18 protein-coding genes are annotated in these 19219 nt (G+C 61.5%); 11 read left to right on the top strand and 7 right to left on the bottom strand.

All coding sequences use genetic code 11. From position 1 onward, the window contains the following. Positions 1 to 125 precede the first annotated feature (125 nt). The 5 genes from CWE01_RS25660 to CWE01_RS25640 all read left to right on the top strand — a co-directional run bounded on the left by CWE01_RS25660 (position 126) and on the right by CWE01_RS25640 (position 5380). Positions 126 to 1403, top strand: a complete 1278-nt coding sequence (locus CWE01_RS25660; protein ID WP_100943344.1) for an alkane 1-monooxygenase — start codon at positions 126 to 128, stop codon at positions 1401 to 1403. Positions 1404 to 1541: 138 nt separating this feature from the next. Continuing rightward, positions 1542 to 2033 (top strand): alkane oxidation protein activator PraA, encoded by a 492-nt coding sequence (gene praA, locus CWE01_RS25655; protein ID WP_100943343.1) that lies wholly within the window; start codon positions 1542 to 1544, stop codon positions 2031 to 2033. Between the two features lie 169 nt (positions 2034 to 2202). Next, entirely contained in the window at positions 2203 to 2685 is a 483-nt protein-coding gene (gene praB / locus CWE01_RS25650) for an alkane oxidation protein activator PraB (protein WP_100943342.1), read from the top strand. 122 nt (positions 2686 to 2807) lie between these two features. Further along, positions 2808 to 4250 (top strand): outer membrane protein transport protein, encoded by a 1443-nt coding sequence (locus CWE01_RS25645; RefSeq protein WP_100943341.1) that lies wholly within the window; start codon positions 2808 to 2810, stop codon positions 4248 to 4250. A gap of 224 nt (positions 4251 to 4474) precedes the next feature. Beyond that, positions 4475 to 5380: a LysR family transcriptional regulator gene (locus tag CWE01_RS25640; RefSeq protein ID WP_100943340.1), complete on the top strand. Its 906-nt coding sequence runs from the start codon at positions 4475 to 4477 to the stop codon at positions 5378 to 5380. Positions 5381 to 5400: 20 nt separating this feature from the next. Here the strand turns inward: CWE01_RS25640 and CWE01_RS25635 are convergent, their stop codons facing one another. The 3 genes from CWE01_RS25635 to CWE01_RS25625 form a co-directional block, all read right to left on the bottom strand. Further along, positions 5401 to 6171: a substrate-binding domain-containing protein gene (locus CWE01_RS25635; RefSeq protein ID WP_100943339.1), complete on the bottom strand. Its 771-nt coding sequence runs from the start codon at positions 6169 to 6171 to the stop codon at positions 5401 to 5403. 34 nt (positions 6172 to 6205) lie between these two features. Next, positions 6206 to 7504, bottom strand: coding sequence for an MFS transporter (locus CWE01_RS25630; protein WP_100943479.1), 1299 nt, complete (start codon positions 7502 to 7504; stop codon positions 6206 to 6208). Positions 7505 to 7696: 192 nt separating this feature from the next. Further along, positions 7697 to 8575 carry a LysR family transcriptional regulator gene (locus CWE01_RS25625; protein WP_100943338.1) on the bottom strand — a complete coding sequence of 293 codons (879 nt, stop codon included), beginning with the start codon at positions 8573 to 8575 and terminating at the stop codon, positions 7697 to 7699. Between the two features lie 234 nt (positions 8576 to 8809). Here CWE01_RS25625 and CWE01_RS25620 point away from each other — a divergent pair, with 234 nt between their 5' ends. The 3 genes from CWE01_RS25620 to CWE01_RS25610 all read left to right on the top strand — a co-directional run bounded on the left by CWE01_RS25620 (position 8810) and on the right by CWE01_RS25610 (position 11827). After that, positions 8810 to 10123, top strand: a complete 1314-nt coding sequence (locus CWE01_RS25620) for an MFS transporter (RefSeq protein WP_100943337.1) — start codon at positions 8810 to 8812, stop codon at positions 10121 to 10123. Between the two features lie 161 nt (positions 10124 to 10284). Next, a complete protein-coding gene (gene phnN, locus CWE01_RS25615; RefSeq protein WP_100943336.1) occupies positions 10285 to 10839 on the top strand; it encodes a phosphonate metabolism protein/1,5-bisphosphokinase (PRPP-forming) PhnN in 555 nt (184 codons plus the stop codon). A 256-nt stretch (positions 10840 to 11095) separates the two neighbouring features. Continuing rightward, complete coding sequence (locus CWE01_RS25610) at positions 11096 to 11827, top strand: hypothetical protein (RefSeq protein WP_157815276.1); 732 nt, start codon at positions 11096 to 11098, stop codon at positions 11825 to 11827. Here the strand turns inward: CWE01_RS25610 and CWE01_RS25605 are convergent. Further along, positions 11824 to 12741, bottom strand: coding sequence for a LysR substrate-binding domain-containing protein (locus tag CWE01_RS25605; protein ID WP_100943334.1), 918 nt, complete (start codon positions 12739 to 12741; stop codon positions 11824 to 11826). The genes CWE01_RS25610 and CWE01_RS25605 overlap by 4 nt on opposite strands. A gap of 143 nt (positions 12742 to 12884) precedes the next feature. On the opposite strand from CWE01_RS25605, the gene CWE01_RS25600 reads away from it, so the two are divergent. After that, entirely contained in the window at positions 12885 to 13895 is a 1011-nt protein-coding gene (locus tag CWE01_RS25600) for an aldo/keto reductase (protein ID WP_100943333.1), read from the top strand. Positions 13896 to 14002: 107 nt separating this feature from the next. After that, entirely contained in the window at positions 14003 to 14419 is a 417-nt protein-coding gene (locus CWE01_RS25595; RefSeq protein ID WP_100943332.1) for an SRPBCC family protein, read from the top strand. A gap of 22 nt (positions 14420 to 14441) precedes the next feature. On the opposite strand, the gene CWE01_RS25590 is transcribed toward CWE01_RS25595, so the two are convergent. Continuing rightward, positions 14442 to 15836, bottom strand: coding sequence for a HAMP domain-containing sensor histidine kinase (locus CWE01_RS25590; RefSeq protein WP_100943331.1), 1395 nt, complete (start codon positions 15834 to 15836; stop codon positions 14442 to 14444). After that, positions 15814 to 16497 (bottom strand): response regulator transcription factor, encoded by a 684-nt coding sequence (locus tag CWE01_RS25585; protein ID WP_100943330.1) that lies wholly within the window; start codon positions 16495 to 16497, stop codon positions 15814 to 15816. The genes CWE01_RS25590 and CWE01_RS25585 overlap by 23 nt, the downstream gene beginning before the upstream one ends. A gap of 317 nt (positions 16498 to 16814) precedes the next feature. Here CWE01_RS25585 and CWE01_RS25580 point away from each other — a divergent pair, with 317 nt between their 5' ends. Then, entirely contained in the window at positions 16815 to 18434 is a 1620-nt protein-coding gene (locus CWE01_RS25580; RefSeq protein ID WP_100943329.1) for a glucan biosynthesis protein D, read from the top strand. A gap of 40 nt (positions 18435 to 18474) precedes the next feature. Here the strand turns inward: CWE01_RS25580 and msrA are convergent, their stop codons facing one another. After that, a complete protein-coding gene (msrA, locus tag CWE01_RS25575) occupies positions 18475 to 19203 on the bottom strand; it encodes a peptide-methionine (S)-S-oxide reductase MsrA (protein WP_100943328.1) in 729 nt (242 codons plus the stop codon). Between the last annotated feature and the right edge of the window lie 16 nt (positions 19204 to 19219).

Raw genomic sequence — 19219 nt, 5'->3', positions numbered from 1 at the left:
TTTTAAAAGTGCAATTGAGCGATTAAAATAATGAAAATAACGCTTTCTGACGCATTTGCTTTCTCCCTGCCTGCCCATCAGTCGGATGTGCGGTCGTGTGTCGTTGCGATCCTGCGGAGGCTACCATGAGCGCTTCCCTGGCGGCACCTGGCGTCTGGACCGATGGCAAGCGGCATCTGTGGTGGCTCGGTGCTTTACCGATGGCCACGCCACTCCTGTCCGGCCTGTTCGCCCTCACCACGGGCATCCAGTGCTTGTGGTGGAGCGGGGTGCTGGTGATCTTCGGGTTGATCCCGATGATCGACGGCCTGCTTGGTGAAGACCGCAGCAATCCACCGGAAACCGTGGTTCCGGATCTGGAGAAACAAACCTACTACCGCTGGATCATCTACACCTGCGTGGCCCTGGTCACCCTGTCGATGATCAGCACCGCCTGGCTGGCGGCGGGTGGCATCGACTGGTTGATCGGTGGCGGGCTGTTGCGGCTCGGCGAGGCGTGGTCGTTGCACGGCGGACTGGCGACCCTGCTGGCCTATATCACCGAACGCGCCCAGGTCCATGGCAGTGTCAGTGCCTTCACCTACCTGGGCATGGCGATGTCCACCGGGGCCGCCACCGGGATTGCCATCAACATTGCCCATGAGCTGGGACACAAGACCCGGCCGCTGGAGCAGTTCCTGGCGAAGTTGTCCCTGGCGCCGACCTTCTATGGGCACTTCTTCGTCGAGCACAATCGTGGTCACCACGTGCGGGTTGCCACCCCGGAAGATCCGGCCAGCTCGCGACTGGGGGAAAGTTTCTGGCAGTTCCTGCCGCGCTCGGTGTACCACAGTCTGCGTTCGGCCTGGCACCTGGAGCGCGATCGGTTGGGCAAACTCGGGCTGCCGGCCCTGCACTGGAAAAACACCGTGCTCGGCGCCTGGATGTTCAGCGTGGTGATGTGGGGAGGCCTGATCCTCTGGCTGGGCAGCGCGGTGATTCCTTTCCTGCTGATCCAGGGCATCTACGGGTTCTCGTTGCTGGAAGTGGTGAACTATGTCGAACACTATGGCCTGATGCGCCAGAAGTTGCCCAACGGCCGTTATGAGCGCTGTTCGCCACGGCACTCCTGGAACAGCAATCGGATTGTCACCAATATCTTCCTCTTTCAACTTCAGCGGCATTCCGATCACCATGCGTATCCGACGCGCAGTTATCAGGCCTTGCGCCACTTCGATGAGTCGCCACAACTGCCTTATGGTTACGCAAGCATGATTGTCTGGGCCTATGTGCCATTTCTCTGGCGAAGACTGATGGATCATCGGGTACTGGCGCACTATGAAGGAAATGTAAGGCTGGCCAACTTACAGCCCTCCCGGCGTGTGGAATTATTGAAGCACTACGGCACTCGTCACACCGATTGAATAGAACAATTGAATAACATGCCCATTTTTCAAAGTGGGCATGACGGGAAGACTCACGTCGAGAGTGGCGGATGACACCCGGGCGAAAGATGAAGTTGACCCATAAAACAACAATAAAGACCAGGAAGGACGTCAACCATGCACTCAGTTCTATTAGCTGTTCGGGTACTTGTCGTACTGCTGGGGTTTTCCGCCGTGGCCCCGGCGTTTGCCGCCGCGCGGATGGAACCGGCCAATAGCGAGTTCAGCGCCAAGGGACCGATCAGTTTTGCCAAGAGCATCATCAATGCCGACTGCACCATTGAAGTCAGCGGCCGGATCAGCGCCGACGGCAGTTATGCCAGTGTCGAGAAAGTCGGTTTCGACGGTGGCCTGAAGTGTGGCCAGGTCGAAGCCACGCACCTGCCCTGGAAGCTGGTGGCCAAGGATGAGGGCAGCGGCTCGATGTCCGGCATCCAGGTCACGGTGCATGCCCCGTTTGTGGGCGGCGATTGCGGGCCGACCACGGCGAGTGGCACCTGGAACAACAGCACCGGAAAACTCCAGGCGGCCGATGTGGCGCTGGACGGCGGCTGCACCATCAAGACGGTCTCTATCCAGATGCCGGCAAACTTTCGGGTTGTGCCCTGAATGGAATAACCCGTCGTTTGGCGGGTGTTGAAAAGTGATGTAACGGATTTGAAAGTTTGGCTGGAAAAGGAAGCTCGGTCGCTGTTGCTGTCGTGGTACTCCGTGTTGTCCGTTAAAGGCCATTACCCCCGGCGAAATGAATCGCCATAACATGTGAGGAATAACAACAATGAAAGGCATCAAAACTCTCGTATCGTTCACTGCCATTGCTGTCTGCTTAGGCGCGGCATCCATGGTCAACGCGGCAACCATTACTCCGGTGAATACCACCTTCAGCGCACCTGGCACCATTACGGTGAAATCCCCGGCGTCGTTCAACCTGCCTGTGACCTGCAACATCACCTTCACCGGCAAAACCGCCGCTGACGGTTCCTCGGCGTCGATTACCGCGGCCACTGTCAGCGGTTCCAACTCCCTGTGCGGTGTGCCGGTGATGCAGAACCTGCCCTGGACGCTGACACCGACCAGCACCAGCACCGCAACGGTGGCCGGCGTCAGCTTCAGTGTTATTTCAAACTGCGGCACCGCCACGATCAACACCAACTATGGTGGCGGCGCTCTGACCGTTCCAAGCGCCCAGGCCGTGGGCAGTTGCAGTATCACCGCGCTCAACGTCGCACCTAGCCCGACCTTCGTCATCACCAACCCTTGAGGTTGGGTTGAGAACAACGTGCTGATCACTCGTTGATAAGACCGGCGCCTCCTCGGAGGCGTCTGTTGAGTGCTGGTGAGCCGGAATGACCTGTTGCGGTTGATAATAATAAGGAGTGGGGAATGAATAATAAGAAACAACAATTGCACGTGGCTATCGCACTGGCTGTTCTGGGTGGTTTGGTGACGGCGGGGCCTGTTCAGGCCGGTGGTTTTTCAACACCCACCTACGGTGCACCGGGTTGGGGGCGTGCCTTCGGTGGCGGCTCACTGTTCAAGAACGACCCCAGTGCTGCCTTCAACAACCCGGCGGCAATGGCTTTCATTGATCAGAGTGTTGGCCAGTTCACGGTCGACTATGCGCGTATCAAACTGAAGTACACGGGGACCGCCACCGACTATCAGGGTAATCCTGCCTCGGTAACCCCCGTGGATGCCAATGGCATTCCCGGCAACCCGGTGCCCCTGACCGGCGATGGTGGCCAAGGCGGTTTTACGGCCTGGGTTCCAACCGGGTTCCTGGTCGTACCGATCAACGATCGTTTTGCTTTTGGCCTGAGCCAGGTGGTTCCCCAGGGGATGCGCAGTACTTGGGACGAAGACTGGAAAGGTCGTGACTTTGCCGTGGATACCAAGATCGAGACCGTGGGGCTCACCGGCTCGCTGTCGTTCAAGGTCAACGACGCCTTTTCGTTGGGCGCCGGCGCTATCGTGCAACACACCAATGGGTTCGTCAGCCAGAACCTCAACCTGACTGGCGCGGCGGCCTTGTCCCCGGGCCTGGGGGGCATTCCGTTCCCATCGGGCGTCGGCTCGAACCTGATGCGTGTCAAGGTGGATAACACTTCGGTCGGCTGGTTTGCCGGGGTAGAGTGGAAGCCGACTGATCGTGACTCTCTGGGACTGAATTATCACGCCAAGATCAAGAACAAGCTGGAGGGTAAATACAATATCTACGCCGATGCGCTCGGTAGGCAGTACACCACCCTACCGGTGGGGCCCAACGGTCAGACGCTGGTTGGACTGGCCTATCCCGGGCTCAGCCTCAATCCGGACGGTGCCAACGCCAGTACCCAACTGGATATCCCCGCCACGGCCGGCCTGGACTGGGTACACGTCTTCAACGACCGTTTCACCCTGGGCGTCAGTGCGACCTGGACCCAGTGGTCGTCCTTCCAGGACCTGACGCTGAAATCCAATGGAAATCTCATCGTCTCCATTCCTTATAACTACAAGGACACCATGATGTACTCGGTGGGCGGTGACTATCGGTTCACTGATCGTCTGACCCTGCGCGCGGGTGTGGCATTCGACGAGACTCCGACCCGCAATTCGACCCGCGATCCGCGCATCCCGGACAACAACCGCTGGTTCACTTCCCTGGGCTTTGGTTATGAGGTCAAGGAAATACCGGGGTTGAGCGTCGACGGGGCCTATTCGCACCAGTTTGTGAAAGACGCTCCGATCAATACCCAGAACGTAGATCGCCTGGGTGGCTCGACCCTGGATGGCAAGGTGGAAGCTTCCGGCGACGTGGTCAGTCTGTCGACGACCTACAAGTTCTGATCAGAAGTCGCGGCGGTTGTGACCGGTCAAATGCTTTGAAAACGCTGCGTAACTGTAGGAGCGAGGCTTGCCCGCGAAGCTTTTGGCGTCCTTAAAGACGCCATCGCCGGCAAGCCGGCTCCTGCTCGATTGCGACGAATAACGCGCATTCAAACTCAGCTCATGCATCGAGTCGGCAGACTCATGCGTTAAACTGATCAATCAGTTTCCGACGAGTAAGCCCGGTGGCCATCAACTTCGATTTGAACGACCTGCAGGCCTTCCGCGCCGTGGTCGAGCAGGGCAGTTTTCGCAAGGCGGCCCAGGCCATCAATATTTCCCAGCCGGCGTTGAGCCGACGTGTCGACAAACTCGAGGAAGCCCTTGGTGTCCGGCTGTTTGAACGCACCACCCGGCGGGTCAGCCTGACCCAGGTGGGCCGGGCGTTCGCGCCGACGGTGGAGCGCTTGCTGGACGATCTCGACCTCGCACTGCTGGGTATCACCGACGTGGCCTCGACCCGGCTCGGGCATGTCACGGTGGCGTGTGTGCCGTCGGCGGCCTACTACTTCATGCCCAAGGTGGTGGCTCACTATCACCGGCAATACCCGAAGATCAAGGTCAAGGTGCTCGACTCCAGTGCCAATGACGTGCACGCCGCGGTGCTCAGTGGCGAAGCGGATTTCGGCCTGAGTTTCACTGGCAACCTGCAAGCGGAAATCGAATTCGAGTTATTGGTCGAGGAGCGCTACGTCGTGGCCTGTCGCCGCGATCATCCATTGGCCGGCCGGGCCAGTGTGACCTGGACCGAGCTGTACCAGCAGGACTACATCAGCCTCGACAAGACCTCGGGCAATCGCTTCCTGCTCGACCAGGCGCTGGTGGGGATCGAGGCGCAGAAGCCCGGGGTGTGTGAAACCCGGCACGTCACCACCATGATTGGCCTGGTGGAGGCTGGATTGGGGATTGCGGCGGTGCCGACCATGGCGATGCCGGTGGGCGACGAGCATCCGATTCTCACCAGTGTGCCGCTGATCGAACCGGAGGTGATGCGCAAGGTCGGGCTGCTCAAGCGCCGGGGGCGGGTACTGACCCCGGCGGCGCGGGAGCTGGAGCGGCTGATTGTCGAGATGAAACTGCCGCAGGTGTAGGTGTCGGTTTGCCCGTTTCGTCAATGCGGAACGGAATCCAGCCCGGTGGCCTTCACGGTAGCCTGGGCGGCCGGAGCCGCGAGGTAGTCAAGCAAGGCCTTGGCCTGTGCGGGATGCTCGGCCCCCACCGGAATCCCGGCGGCAAACCGCGTCACCGACTGCACCGATTCGGGGATCTTGCCGACATAGGTCACCCCTGGCACCGGCAGCAGTTCGCTGACCTGCTGGAAGCCCAGTTGATACTCCCCGGTTGCTACCACCGAGGCCACCGGGATCTTCGGCACCATGGTTGCCTTGGGCTTGAGCTGCGTCTCGATGCCCAGGCGCTTGAACAGCTGATCCTGGATATACACGCCGCTGGCACTGTCGGAGTAGGCCACGGACTTGGCCTTGAGTAGCGTGTCTTTCAGTTCCGCTTCGGTGCCGATGGCCGGCCGGGTACTGCCGGCGCGTACCACCAGACCGATCCGCGAATCGGCCAACTCGACCCGTGAACCGGGCAGGACCTTGCCTTGCTTGATCAACTCGTCGAGGGCATACCCGACCATGATCACTACATCGGCCTTTTCACCGCGTTCCAGCCGGTTGGGAATGGCTTCCGGGGCCTTGCCCATGGACGGGCCGAGAATGGTGTCGAGGGTGTTGCCGCTGTCGGCGGCGAATTTCGGGCCGAGGAGCTTGTAGGCGGCGGTGAAACCGCCGGAGGTCATCACACGGATTTCCTCGGCCTGGGCCACGCTGCCCAGGACCAGGCTGCCGATCAGGGCGAGCTTGAGAAACACTGCTTTCATCGGATCTCTCTTGTTTTTGATTGAAACAGCCGGCTTACATCGCCGGCTGGAACTGCACCCTGGCCTTGCGGTAGAGAAACAGCGTCGCGCACAGGGCGCAGAGCGCGGCAAAGCTCATCCAGTAGCCCGGCGCGGCCTTGTCCCCGGTGTACTGGATCAGGGCGGTGGAGATCGCCGGGGTGAACCCGCCGAATACTGCGGTCGCCAGGCTGTAAGCCAGGGAAAAACCCGCTACCCGGACTTCCGCCGGCATGATCTCGGTCAGGGCCGCGACCATCGCGCCGTTGTACATCCCGTAGAGGAACGAGAACCACAGCAGCACCAGCAACATGCTGGTGAACGTCGGCGCCTGGACCAGCAGCGACAGCGCCGGATAGGCCGTGGCCAGGGTCAGGCCGGACATGGTCAGCAGTACCGGACGACGGCCGATACGGTCGGAGAGGGTACCGCCCAGGGGCAGCCAGCAGAAGTTCGAAACACCCACCAGCAGGGTCACCAACAGGCTGTCGGCGGTGCTCAGGTGCAGTACGGTCTTGCCGAAGGTCGGCGCATACACGGTGATCAGGTAGAACGCGGTGGTGGTCAGCGCGACCATCAGCATCCCGGCGACCACAATCACCCAGTTCTGCGCCAGGGTGTTGAACACCTCGCGCATGCCCGGACGGTGCTTGCGCTTGGCGAACTCCTCGGTTTCCGCCAGGTTGCGACGCAGCAGGAAGATAAACGGCACGATCATGCAGCCGACCAGGAACGGAATGCGCCAGCCCCAGTCGGCGACCACGCTGGCCGACATCCACTGGTTCAACGCATAACCCAGGGCAGCGGCGATCACCACGGCAACCTGCTGGCTGCAGGACTGCCAGGCGGTGAAGAAACCCTTGCGACCCGGCGTGGCGATTTCCGACAGATAGACCGAGACACCGCCCAGTTCGGCACCGGCGGAGAAGCCCTGGAGCAGGCGACCGATCAATACCAGGGCCGGGGCCAGCAGGCCGATGCTTTCGTAACCGGGCACGAGCACGATCAGGATGGTGCCGCTGGCCATGATCGACAGGGTGACGATCAGGCCTTTGCGCCGACCGACGTCATCGATATAGGCACCGAGGATCACCGCACCGAGCGGGCGCATCAGGAAGCCGGCACCGAACACGGCGAAGGTCATCATCAGCGAGGCGAACTCACTGCTGGCGGGGAAGAAGGCGGCGGCGATATAGGTGGCGTAGAAGCCGAACAGGAAGAAGTCGAACTGTTCGAGGAAGTTGCCCGAGGTAACGCGAAATACCGCGCCCGCCTTGGCACGGGCGGAACTGGCGGTCGGTGTTGTGGCGTGCATCGTGTAGGTCTCCAGCATTTTTATGGCCTGCATCGCAGTGCAGATTTTTATTGGCCGGGATACTGGAGCAGCGCTATAGATTTGATAAGTGCATTTTTAGAATGGATTGATGCGTACGGCGAATTAATACTGAATGTTTCCATGTGACGTGTGCTCAGCAATGTGGCGAGCGGGCTCGGCTGTGAGGTAGTCCTAGGCAAACCGCCTGACCATAAACTCGATAAAGCTGCTCAACTTCGGCGTCATCTGCTTGTCCGGCAGATAGACCAGATGCAGTGGCCGATCCAGGGTCTCATGGTCGGGCAGCAGATGGATCAGGCGCCCGTCCTTCAGGGCGTCTTCCACCAGCGTATGGGGCAGCAGGACGATGCCGATGCCTTCCAGCGCGGCATTCATCAACGCCGTGCCGTTGTTGGCCGAGAATTGCCCCTGGACCCGGACGCTTTCGCTGCTCACACCGTGGAACAACCAGTCACGTTGCGGCGTGGCCCGCAGAAACACCAGACAGTTATGCTGCACCAGATCCGCCGGCACCCGCGGCGTACCGTGGGCCTTCAGGTACGCCGGCGAGGCACAGGCGATGCGTCGGTTCTTGCTCAGCAGGCGTCCCACCAGCCCACTGCTGGGCAGCTCGCCGTAGCGAAACACCAGGTCGAAACCGTCCTCCACCAGATCCACCACCCGATCGTTGAATTTCAACTCGATGTCCACTTCCGGGTAGGCCTTGAGGTAGTCGGCTATGGCCGGGATCAACCGATCCGAGGCCAGGGTCGGCGAAGCACTGACGCGCAATCTGCCCCGGGGATGGGCGCGCTGTTCCCGGGCAATCAGTTCGGCTTGCTCGATCTGCCCGAGGATCGCCAGGCACTGGGTGTAATAGCCCTGGCCGATCTCGGTCAGGCTCTGGCGGCGGGTGGTGCGGTGGAGCAGGCGTGTGCCCAGGTGCTTCTCCAGGCCCTGGACATGGTTGCCGACCATGGTCGAGGAAACTCCGATGGACTGTGCCGCGGCGCTGAAGCTGCCGTGATCGACCACCTTGACGAAGACCTTCATGCTTGCCAGAACGTCCATTGCCAACCTTTTATTGGGAGTGATCCAAGAAAGCGCTAGTTTATCAAGTGAGGGCAGGAGATCACCATGGGCGCAGGCGCCGACTGAACCCGCGTACAGCCACGGTTCAGCCAAGCGCCGTCATCGATATTTGGCAAAAAGCTATGATCCGCTCTGTACAGCGGGTTTCGGGGGTGTGCGATCAGCGGGTTATCGGGAATTTTCAGGCCGCGTTTATCGCGTCAGGTCAGTGGCATGTTGGCGATCCTGATCTCCATTGCCCTGGCCTCGCTGGACACCGCTATCGCCAACACGGCGCTGCCGGCCATCGCCACCAGCCTGCACACCACCCCGGCCGCATCGGTGTGGATCATCAACGCCTACCAGCTGTCGGCGGTGGCGACCATCCTGGCCTTTGCCTCATTCGGCGGCGTGATCGGCCATCGCAAGATCTATCTGTTCGGCCTGGTGTTGTTCACCGTGTCGTCGGCTCTGTGTGCGATGTCGAGCACCCTGATCGAGTTGACCCTGGCCCGGGTCCTCCAGGGCGTGGGGGCGAGCGCGATCATGAGCGTCAACGCGGCGCTGATCTTCAGCCTGTTCCCCCCGGAAAAGCTCGGCAAGGGCATGGGCCTCAATGCCCTGGTGGTGGGCATGTCGTTCGCCGCCGGGCCGACCGTGGCCTCGCTGATCCTGTCCGTGGCCACCTGGCCCTGGCTGTTCGGGGTGAATATTCCGATTGGCCTGATCGCCCTGGCCATGGCCATTCCCTCGTTGCCCCATACACCGCCCAACGGCCAGCGCTTTGCCTGGCGCACGGCCGGCCTGAGTGTCGTGACCTTTGGCTCGCTGATCTATGCACTGGGGGAGGGCGCACAGTTTGCCGGTACGCTGCCGATCTGCCTGGCGCTGCTGGTCTGTGTCTGCGCCGGTAGCCTGATGCTGCGCCGCGAGGCCGGGCATCCGGCGCCGATGTTTCCGATCGATCTGCTCAAGCGCCCGATGTTTGCGCTGTCGGTCCTCACCGCCATTTGCTCTTTCGCCACCCAGGGCCTGGCCTTTGTCTCGCTGCCGTTTTTCTTCGAGACGGTATTGGGCCGTGATCCGGTGCAGACCGGTTATCTGATGACGCCCTGGTCGGTGGTGGTGGCCCTGATTGCACCTTTTGCCGGACGTCTGTCGGATCGTTACCCGCCGGGCTTGCTCGGCGGCATTGGCCTGGGTGTGCTGTCGCTGGGCATGTTGTCCCTGGCGATGTTGCCAGCGGACCCGAGCGCCCTGGAGATCGGCGTGCGCATGGTGATCTGTGGCCTGGGCTTCGGCTTCTTCCAGTCGCCGAACCAGAAGGCACTGATGACCAGCGCCCCCCGTGAGCGCAGCAGCGGCGCCAGTGGGATGATCGCCACCGCGCGCTTGCTCGGCCAGTCCACGGGGGCTGCGCTGGTGGCCCTGAGTTTCGGTTTGTCGAGCCACTCCGGACCGATCCTGGCGCTGTATATCGGTGCCGGTTTTGCCGCCGTGGCTTGCCTGGCGAGCTTCTCCCGGCTGGCGGCGCGCAACCCGGCCTGAGGCAGGCGCAACCGCCCGGCTCAGGCTGGGCGTTGCGGCTTGTCGAGCGGTTATAGACGCGCCTGCCTTGTCCCCCTTCCGCCCTCGAACACGCTGGTGGCCAGTGCCATGATTGCCGCGAGTGTTGTACTGTGCGCGCGACAACGTATGAGGGACTGTGGATGGCTGGCCGCTTGATCTATCTCATCGGGCCTTCGGGCTCGGGCAAGGACAGTTTGCTCGACGCCGCCCGCGAACCCCTGGTCGCGCGTGGCTGCCGGATTGCCCGGCGGGTCATCACCCGCTCGGCCGAGGCGCTGGGCGAGGCGGCGCAGTCGGTCAGTGCTGAGCAATTCGCGACGATGCAGGACCAGGGCGCCTTTGCCATGAGCTGGGAGGCCAACGGCCTGTGCTATGGCATCCCGCGCCTGATCGACGACTGGCTGGCCGCCGGCATGGATGTGCTGGTCAACGGCTCACGGGGCTATCTGCCCCAGGCCCGCGCGCGTTATCCGGATTTGCAGGTGATCCTGCTCACCGTCGACCAGGCGGTCTTGCGTGAGCGGCTGCTGGCGCGAGGGCGGGAGAGCTTGCCGCAGATCGAGGCGCGGCTGGCGCGCAATGCCGAATTCACTGACTCGCTGTTAGCGGCGGACGATCCATCGCTGAGCTTGCTGGATAACTCCGGGCCCCTTCGCCAAAGCCTGGAAATGTTGTTCAGACTGCTCGGAAAATAGTTGGCTTTTTACAACGGCGTGCAGGATATCTAGGACCTTTCTTATTGTTTTCCCCGTTTTTAAATAAACGGCAAATTCAAGTAATACATTGGCCTTTTTTTACCTCGTTGAATGGCGTTCGGGACTGATATTTTAATTGAAAACTCCCCGGATTTTCAAACACGAGAGGTAGGCCGATATGGGTGTGGAACAGGATAACTTTGCCGCCAGCTTGAAAGAACTTTCCCAATACAGTTTCAAGGTGGATAGCTTGATCATGGACACTGCCCTCGCATTGTCCGGGCTCGTCCCCCATGGCGCGGGGGCCACGGTGGCGCCCCTGGTGGGCTCTTACAAAATGGGGCAACCGTCTTCGGCCCTGGTGGATAATCCCTATTTCACGGTGAACGGTGTCGGGCGGCCTTCGCCCAAGACCAAACACTTGTTGCGCCATCGCAAGGTGCGTAATTACGTGCAGTCTTTTACCGGGACGGCGGCATCGCTCGGGAGCATGGCCTTGCCGGTCAACCCTTATGCGCTGATTCGCGACGGTAGTTCCGCCGGTGCTTCAATCGTGCACTTGTATCGTTTTGCCGAGATGGCCAGGAACTGTCGGCAAAGTAAAACCTTGAGCCAGTGGTTTGAACTGTTGAAACTCATGAAAAGCCACAAGTTGTTCAACCGCGGTGTCGGGTTCGGGCTGGCAGCCATTCCTGGCGGGGTATCCTTGGCCGTCAGTGTCCCGATCAAGCTCTGTCTGCTGGCTAAAAATGCCGGTGTGCTGGCCCAGGAGTCGGCGCTGTGCAAGATCATTGCGATGGAGCTGCACTGGCGCGCCTATCAGGAACAGAGCCTGTTGAAAGGCAGTGGCAGCGGACCGGCAACCGCCATCGTCCGCGAACTCATGACCCGACGTGGTGTGATGGGCGGCTTTTCGCACAACTATCAGGCATTGATCCAGGAGCCGGCCGGTTGGAATGCCTTTGCCGCCAAGATCATGGATATCTAGCCCGTCGCCGGCAGGTCGATCCGGAGCGCGTCCTGCACCAGCACTTCCCTGAAGGTCGCCACCAAGGGTCGCAGGTTGATCCGATGCCAGGCCGCCCACAAGGGCGTGGTGTAGATCATCCAGGGTAGTTCCCGCAGCACCACGCCCTGGGGTGCGTTATGTCGCAGGCTTTGCTGGATCATGGTCAAGCCCAGTCCTGCCGCCACCAGTCCCAGCGCCGTCAGCGGTTCATTGGCTTGCAGGCGGACATTGGGATTGAATCCGGCCTTGATACAGGCCTGGACGAAATCGTCCTGTTTGCCGGTGCGCTGGGGGTGCTGCACGGAAATCCATTCCTGCTCCAGAAAGTCCGTTGGATTCAACTCGCTCAATTGCGCCAACGGATGGCGTTCGGGCAGGGCCAGCAGCATGGGGTCGTTGAGCACCCGGGCGCTACTCAGGTCAGGGTCATCCGCCGCCGGAGGCTCGCTGACCAGGGCGATATCGAGACTGCGCTGGCGCAAGCCTTCCAGCTGCTGCGCCGAATTCAGGCTGTAGAGCGCGATATGCACATCCGGCCGATCGACGCGCAAGCTGCGCAGGGCCTGGGGCAACACGCCCGAATGCATGGCGTTCTCGATGTAGCCGATGCACAGGCCGCCTTCTTCGCCACGGCCCAGCCGCCGTCCAAGGGACTCCAGCCGATTGGCATGGGTCAGGAAGGCCCTGGTCTCGGCGAGAAAGGTCTGGCCGTCGGCGGTCAGGCGGATGCGTTGCAGGCTGCGCTCGAACAGGGTCAGGCCCAGGCGTTCCTCCAACTGGGCGATCTGCCGGCTCAGGGGCGATTGGGAAATATGCAGGCGCTCGGCGGCACGCCCGACGTGCTCTTCTTCGGCGACCACCACGAAATAGCGCAGTTGGCGTAAATCAATCATGTCAGACCTTCCGGGACTCAAGTTGTGCAAATTATGTCTTGGACGGTCAAAAGTCTGCAACCTAGTATTGATCCCGACAGCGAGACCCGCGTCACCCCTGTGGGTGAGGTGCACTCGTCATTTTCATTCAAAGGATCATTACGATGAGCATCAGAGACAAACTGCAGGGCACCATGGGTTTCGGTACCGCCCCGTTGGGCAACATGTTCCGCGCCATTCCCGAGGAAGAGGCCATGGCCACCGTCGATGCGGTCTGGGACCAGGGCGTGCGTTACTTCGACACGGCGCCGTTCTACGGCTCGGGGCTTTCGGAAATCCGCCTGGGCGAGGCCCTGGCCAAGCACCCACGGGACCAATACGTGCTCAGCACCAAGGTCGGCCGGCTGGTGCTGGATGAAGTGGAAGACGTCACCGCCCGCGACCTGGGCGAGAAGGCCGGGGTCTTCGAGCATGGCCGTCCGAACAAGATGGTCAACGACTACTCCGCCGACGCCACGCTGCGCTCCATCGAGGGCAGCCTCGAACGCTTGAAGACCGATCGACTGGACATCGTCTGGGTGCACGACATTGCCCAGGACTTCTACGGTGACGAATGGCTGGAGTATTTCAACCAGGCACGCAAAGGCGCGTTCCGGGTACTCAGCCGCCTGCGCGAGGAGGGCGTGATCAAGGCCTGGGGGCTGGGGGTGAACAAGGTCGAGCCGTGCGAACTGACCCTGCAACTGGACGAAGCACAGCCCGACGGCTTCCTGCTGGCCGGGCGCTACACCCTGCTGGACCATGAGCGGGCCCTGCAACGCCTGATGCCCGAGGCGCTGGCCCAGCGAGTCGATATCGTCGTCGGAGGTCCTTACAGTTCCGGTGTACTGGCCGGCGGCACGCATTTCGAATATCAACCGGCATCGTCACAAATTATGGCTAGAGTTGAACGGATAAAGACCATCGCGCAACGCTTCGGGGTGAGTCTCAAGGCGGCGGCCTTGCAGTTTTCCCTGGCCAACCCGGCCGTGGCGGCGGTGATTCCCGGCGCCAGCCGGCCAGAGCGGATCGCCGAAGATGTGGCGGCCTTGCGCGAGCAGATTCCGCCGGCGTTCTGGCAGGTGTTGCGTGACGAAGGGCTGGTAGCGGGCAATGCGCCGTTGCCGCTGGTCTGAAGCGAGAAAGGCCTTAAATGCATCAAACGGTCCGATAACGTCGCTGGCACCCGTGCTTCCAGCGCCGGGATCGGATCGGCTACCCCACCTATCCCTGGAGATTATTCATGGCCGCAACATCCGTAACCCTCGAAATCGGTGCGCCACCGGAGCAGGTCTGGCAACTGATGGGCGGGTTCGACTCCCTGCCTGACTGGCTGCCGTTCATTCGCCAAAGCAGCCTCAGCGAAGGCGGGCGTGTGCGCAGCTTGCACACGGCGGACGGCGTGCTGATCGTTGAGCGCCTGGAAGCGTTCGACAATCGTGCCCGGCGCTACAGCTATTCCTTTATCGAGCAACCGTTCCCGGTGGCCGACTACCTGGCCACGATGCAGGTCCGCGAAGGCAACGATCCGCACACCTCGATCGTCGAGTGGGCGGGGATCTTCACCCCGACGGGCGTCAGCGAAGAGGAGGCGGTGGAGCTGTTTCACAGCATCTATGCCGACGGTCTTGCCGCCTTGAAGGCCAATTTCCCGGGCTGAACCCAAGGCTTGGCCCTGGGCTTCAGCCCACGGTAATCAGGCTGTCCCGGCAATTGAGGATCAAGCGCGCGCCGGCTTGCTCGCGGCTGTCGATGTCGAGGGTGAAGCCGTGCAGGTTGACGATGGCGGCGACAATCGACAGACCAAGGCCGAAGCCGCCATGCTGGGCGCCTTCGTCGCAGCGATAGAAGCGCTGGAACACCGCTTCGCGCTCGGACACCGGGATTCCGGGGCCGGAATCGAGGACTTCGATGCGGGTACTGCCCGCATCGTTGACCGCCATCATCACCACTTCACCGCCCGGTGGCGTGAATTTGATCGAGTTACTCAGCAGGTTGGCCAGGGCTTCGAACAACAAGGCCCGGTCGCCGGTGATCGTCGGCAGTGTCTGGGGTGCATCGAGGCGCAGGTGGATCTCCGCTTCCTCGGCCAACGGCAGGTAGAAGTCATGCAGCTCGTGCAGCAACGGCAAGGGGTCCAGCACCAGGAAACCGGAGCGCCGCTGGTGGTCTTCCAGCTCGGAGATGCGCAACAAGCCACGAAAACGCGCCATCAGGGTATCGGTCTCGGCAATCACCCCATCCAGTTGCAAGGACTCGGGCGAACCGTCGACGGTCTGTTGCTGGATCCGGTACAGCTGGGCGCGCAAACGGGTCAGCGGTGTACGCAGGTCATGGGCGATGTTGTCGCAGACGCCCTTGACCTCGTGCATCAGCTTCTCGATCCGGTCGAGCATGGCATTGACGATCGCCGCCAGCATATCCAGCTCGTCGCGGCGGTTCGACAGTGGAAGGCGATGGCCCAGGTCGCCGGCGATGATCGATTCGGCGCTGGCCTGGATCGCCCGTATCCGTCGGATCGGTCGACGGCGCAACAGGTGCCAGCCGGCAACGCCGGGCAGGATGGTCAGTGATACCGCCCAGAACAGGGCGTGGAGAATGATCCGGGTCACGCCGAACAACGAGCCGTTGTCGCGCACCAGCACCAGCCAGCGCCCGTCGTGGGTCTGGGTGGCTACCGCGTCGCAACTGTCCTGGGGCAGGTTGGGGTCGTCGGAGTCGATGCAGTTGGCCAGCTCATGGATCCGGCCGTCCATGGGCAACTCGGCCGGGATTTCCTGGATCGGCCCGCTCAGGTGCAGTTTCTGCTCGTTGAACAGACCGTAGGCGTCCACCCCGCGCATGTCGAAGGTCATGCTGGTGGTCAGCGCTTCCATCAGGGGTTGGCCCTGGAAGCGCGAAAACAGGTGCTGGCGTTGCATCAACGAGTGACGGGCCAGGGTACTCAGGTAACCGGAAACCTCGTAGTACAGCACCCCCATCAGGCTGCAGCTCCACGCCACGAACAGAAAGCTGTAGAGCGCCAGCAGCCTGCTGGTGGAGGAGCGCCAACCTCTAGAGGGGTTCGGCAATGACATAACCCGAGCCTCGCACGGTACGGATCAGCGGTGCCAGGCCCTGACTGTCGATTTTCTTGCGCAGGCGACCGATATGTACGTCGATCAGGTTGGTGCCGGGGTCGAAGTGATAACCCCAGACTTCCTCGAAAATCATCATTCGCGAGAGGATCTGCCCCGTGTTGCGCATCAGGAATTCCAGCAGCTTGTATTCGGTGGGCAGCAAGCTTAACAGCTGATCGGCCCGGGAGGCTTCGCGGGTCATCAGATTGAGCTCGAGATCGGCCACCCGCAACGAGGTTTCGAATTCCCGTGCCGGGCTCTTGCGTCGCAGCAGCACTTCGACCCGAGCAGCCATTTCGTCCGAGGCGAAGGGCTTGGTCAGGTAATCGTCGCCGCCGGCGCGCAGGCCGCGCACGCGTTCGTCGACATCGGAGAGGGCGCTGATCATCAGGATCGGCGTGGCCACCCCGATGGTCCGCAGCGTGGTGACGATGGCCAGGCCATCGAGCTCCGGCAGCATGCGATCCAGGGTAATCAGGTCATAGTCGCCGCTGACTGCGCGGACCAGGCCTTCGCGGCCATTGTCGACCCAGTCAACTTCGAGCCCGTGGCTGCTCAGTTCAGCCACGATTTCCTTGGCGGTTACAGCATCATCTTCGATGGTCAGGATGCGGGTCATGGGTTGCCTCGACGGACCTTCAAAACAAGTGGGCAAGTGTGCCAAGAAGCGCATGAAAACATTCTGAACAAATCTTCACGCGCCTTGGGCAGCCATTAACAAGGTGCCTCGGGTCTACCAGAGAGGCTGGAAACATATAGCCACACCTTGGCTGAATAAAGGCTGTCAGTAAGTTTTCTGTAGGATATTGCGAACCGTCACGGGTATTTGTTATCTGTTACCTGTAGCCGCATTCGTTCGCAGTCTTGAACGAGCGCCTCTTTTGATTCGGTACCCAGCGGTTCCGGATGTCCGGCAGTTCCCGTACAGGTCTTTTTATGCATCGCCGTAATCTTCTGAAAGCTTCCATGGCCCTGGCGGCCTACACCGGCCTGTCGGCCAGCGGTCTGTTCGCGGCCCGGGCGCTTGCCGCCACCGCGGATGGCGAGATCGAACACTTCGACTTCGAGACATTGCAGGCCCACGCGCAAAAACTCGCCGCGAAGGACTACGTCAGCACCCGCCAGGTGCTGCCGCAGTCCCTGGCAGAGATGACCCCGCAGCAGTTCAACGCCATTCAATACGATGCCCGGCACTCGTTGTGGAATGAGCTCAAGGGCCAGTTGGACATGCAGTTCTTCCATGTCGGCATGGGGTTCAAGCAACCGGTGCGCATGTACAGCGTTGACGCGCAGACGCGCCAGTCCCGCGAGGTGCATTTCCGTCCGGCGTTGTTCAACTATGCCCGCAGCGGCATCGACCCGTCGCGGCTCAAGGGCGACCTGGGGTTTTCCGGCTTCAAGCTGTTCAAGGCCCCGGAAATCGACCGGCACGACATTGTCTCGTTCCTCGGTGCCAGTTACTTCCGCGCAGTGGACAAGACCGGGCAATACGGCCTGTCGGCGCGCGGGCTGGCGATCGATACTTATGCGAAAAAACGCGAGGAGTTTCCCGACTTCACCCATTTCTGGTTCGAAACCCCGGACAAGGACAGCACCCGCTTCGTGGTCTATGCCTTGCTCGATTCGCCGAGTGCCACCGGCGCCTACCGTTTCGACATCGATTGCCAGGCCGAGCAGGTGGTGATGGCGGTCGACGCCCATATCAATGCGCGTACCGCCATCGAGCAGTTGGGCATCGCACCGATGACCAGTATGTTCAGTTGCGGCACCCATGAGCGGCGGATGTGCGACACCCTCCACCCGCAGATCCACGACTCCGACCGCCTGGCCATGTGGCGCGGCAATGGCGAGTGGATCTGCCGGCCGCTGAACAACCCGGCGACCTTGCAGTTCAACGCCTTTGCCGACAAGGACCCGAAAGGGTTCGGCCTGGTGCAGACCGACCATGAGTTCGCCAGCTACCAGGACACCGTGGACTGGTACAGCCGGCGTCCGAGCCTGTGGGTCGAACCGACCACGGCCTGGGGCGAGGGCTCCGTCGACCTGCTGGAAATCCCCACCACGGGCGAGACCCTGGACAATATCGTGGCGTTCTGGACGCCCAAGGAACCGGTGGCGGCGGGCGCTTCGCTGAATTACGGCTACAAGCTCTACTGGAGCGCGATGCCGCCGGTAGGCACCCCGTTGGCTCGGGTGCACGCGACCCGTTCGGGCATGGGTGGGTTTGTCGAAGGTTGGGCACCGGGGGAGCATTACCCCGGGGTCTGGGCCCGGCGCTTTGCCGTGGACTTTACCGGCGGAGGGGTGGAGCGTCTGTCCCTGGAGGCCGAGATCGAGCCGGTGGTGACGACGTCCCGCGGTCAGGTGAAGGATATCGATGTCCTCAAACTGGACGAAATCAATGGCTACCGGGTGACGTTCGACTGGTACCCGAGCGACGATCAGGTCGACCCGGTGGAATTGCGCCTGTTTATTCGCACCCATGACCGGACCTTGAGCGAAACCTGGTTGTACCAGTACTTCCCGCCGGCTGCGGACAAGCGGCGCTATGCCTGAAAACCGATCCCCCTGTCCGACAGGGGGATCTTGCCCGCGGTCAGTTGACGTTCGGCACCAGCACCGGATCCGCCCGGTACAGCTGCGGCTCCATGCGCTTGAGGTTTTCCACCTTCGGCAAATCGTTGACGGCGATATACGGCGCGGTCGGGTGCAGCGTCAGGTAGTTCTGGTGGTAACCCTCGGCCGGATAGAAGACCTTGCCGTCCTCGATCCGGGTGACGATCGCCGCCGGAAACGCCTTGGCGGCATCGAGCTGGGCGATATAGGCCTTGGCGATGGTTTCCTGCTCGGCATTCATCGGGAAAATCGCCGAACGGTACTGCGTGCCACTGTCCGGCCCCTGACGGTTAAGCTCCGTCGGGTTATGGGCCACCGAGAAAAACACCTGCAACAACTGCCCATAACTGACCTTGCTCGGGTCATAGGTCACCTGCACCGACTCGGCATGTCCGGTCGAACCTTCGCCTACCGATTCGTATTGGGCGGTATTTGCCGCGCCGCCGGTATAACCCGACACCGCGTTCTCGACTCCGCGCACATGCTGGAATACCCCCTGGACGCCCCAGAAACAGCCACCGGCGAATACCGCCGTGGCCTTGCCGCTGGCGCCGGCCGCCTGGTCCAGCGCTGGCGGGGCGATCTGTACCGCATCTTCCGCCGACCAGGCCAGGCGCTGGAACATCAGCACCGACAGGGACAGGGTGGCGATCCCGGCGAGTATCAACAGCGGCGACCGGGGTTTTTGTTGCATCACTGGCGTTTTCATCGTGTTCATCCTCTTG

Origin of the sequence: Pseudomonas sp. QS1027, from assembly GCF_002814235.1 — a bacterium.
Classification (GTDB): Bacteria; Pseudomonadota; Gammaproteobacteria; order Pseudomonadales; family Pseudomonadaceae; genus Aquipseudomonas.
Note: the sequence above shows the minus strand (reverse complement) of the source record. Positions and strands in the feature narration are given on the sequence as shown.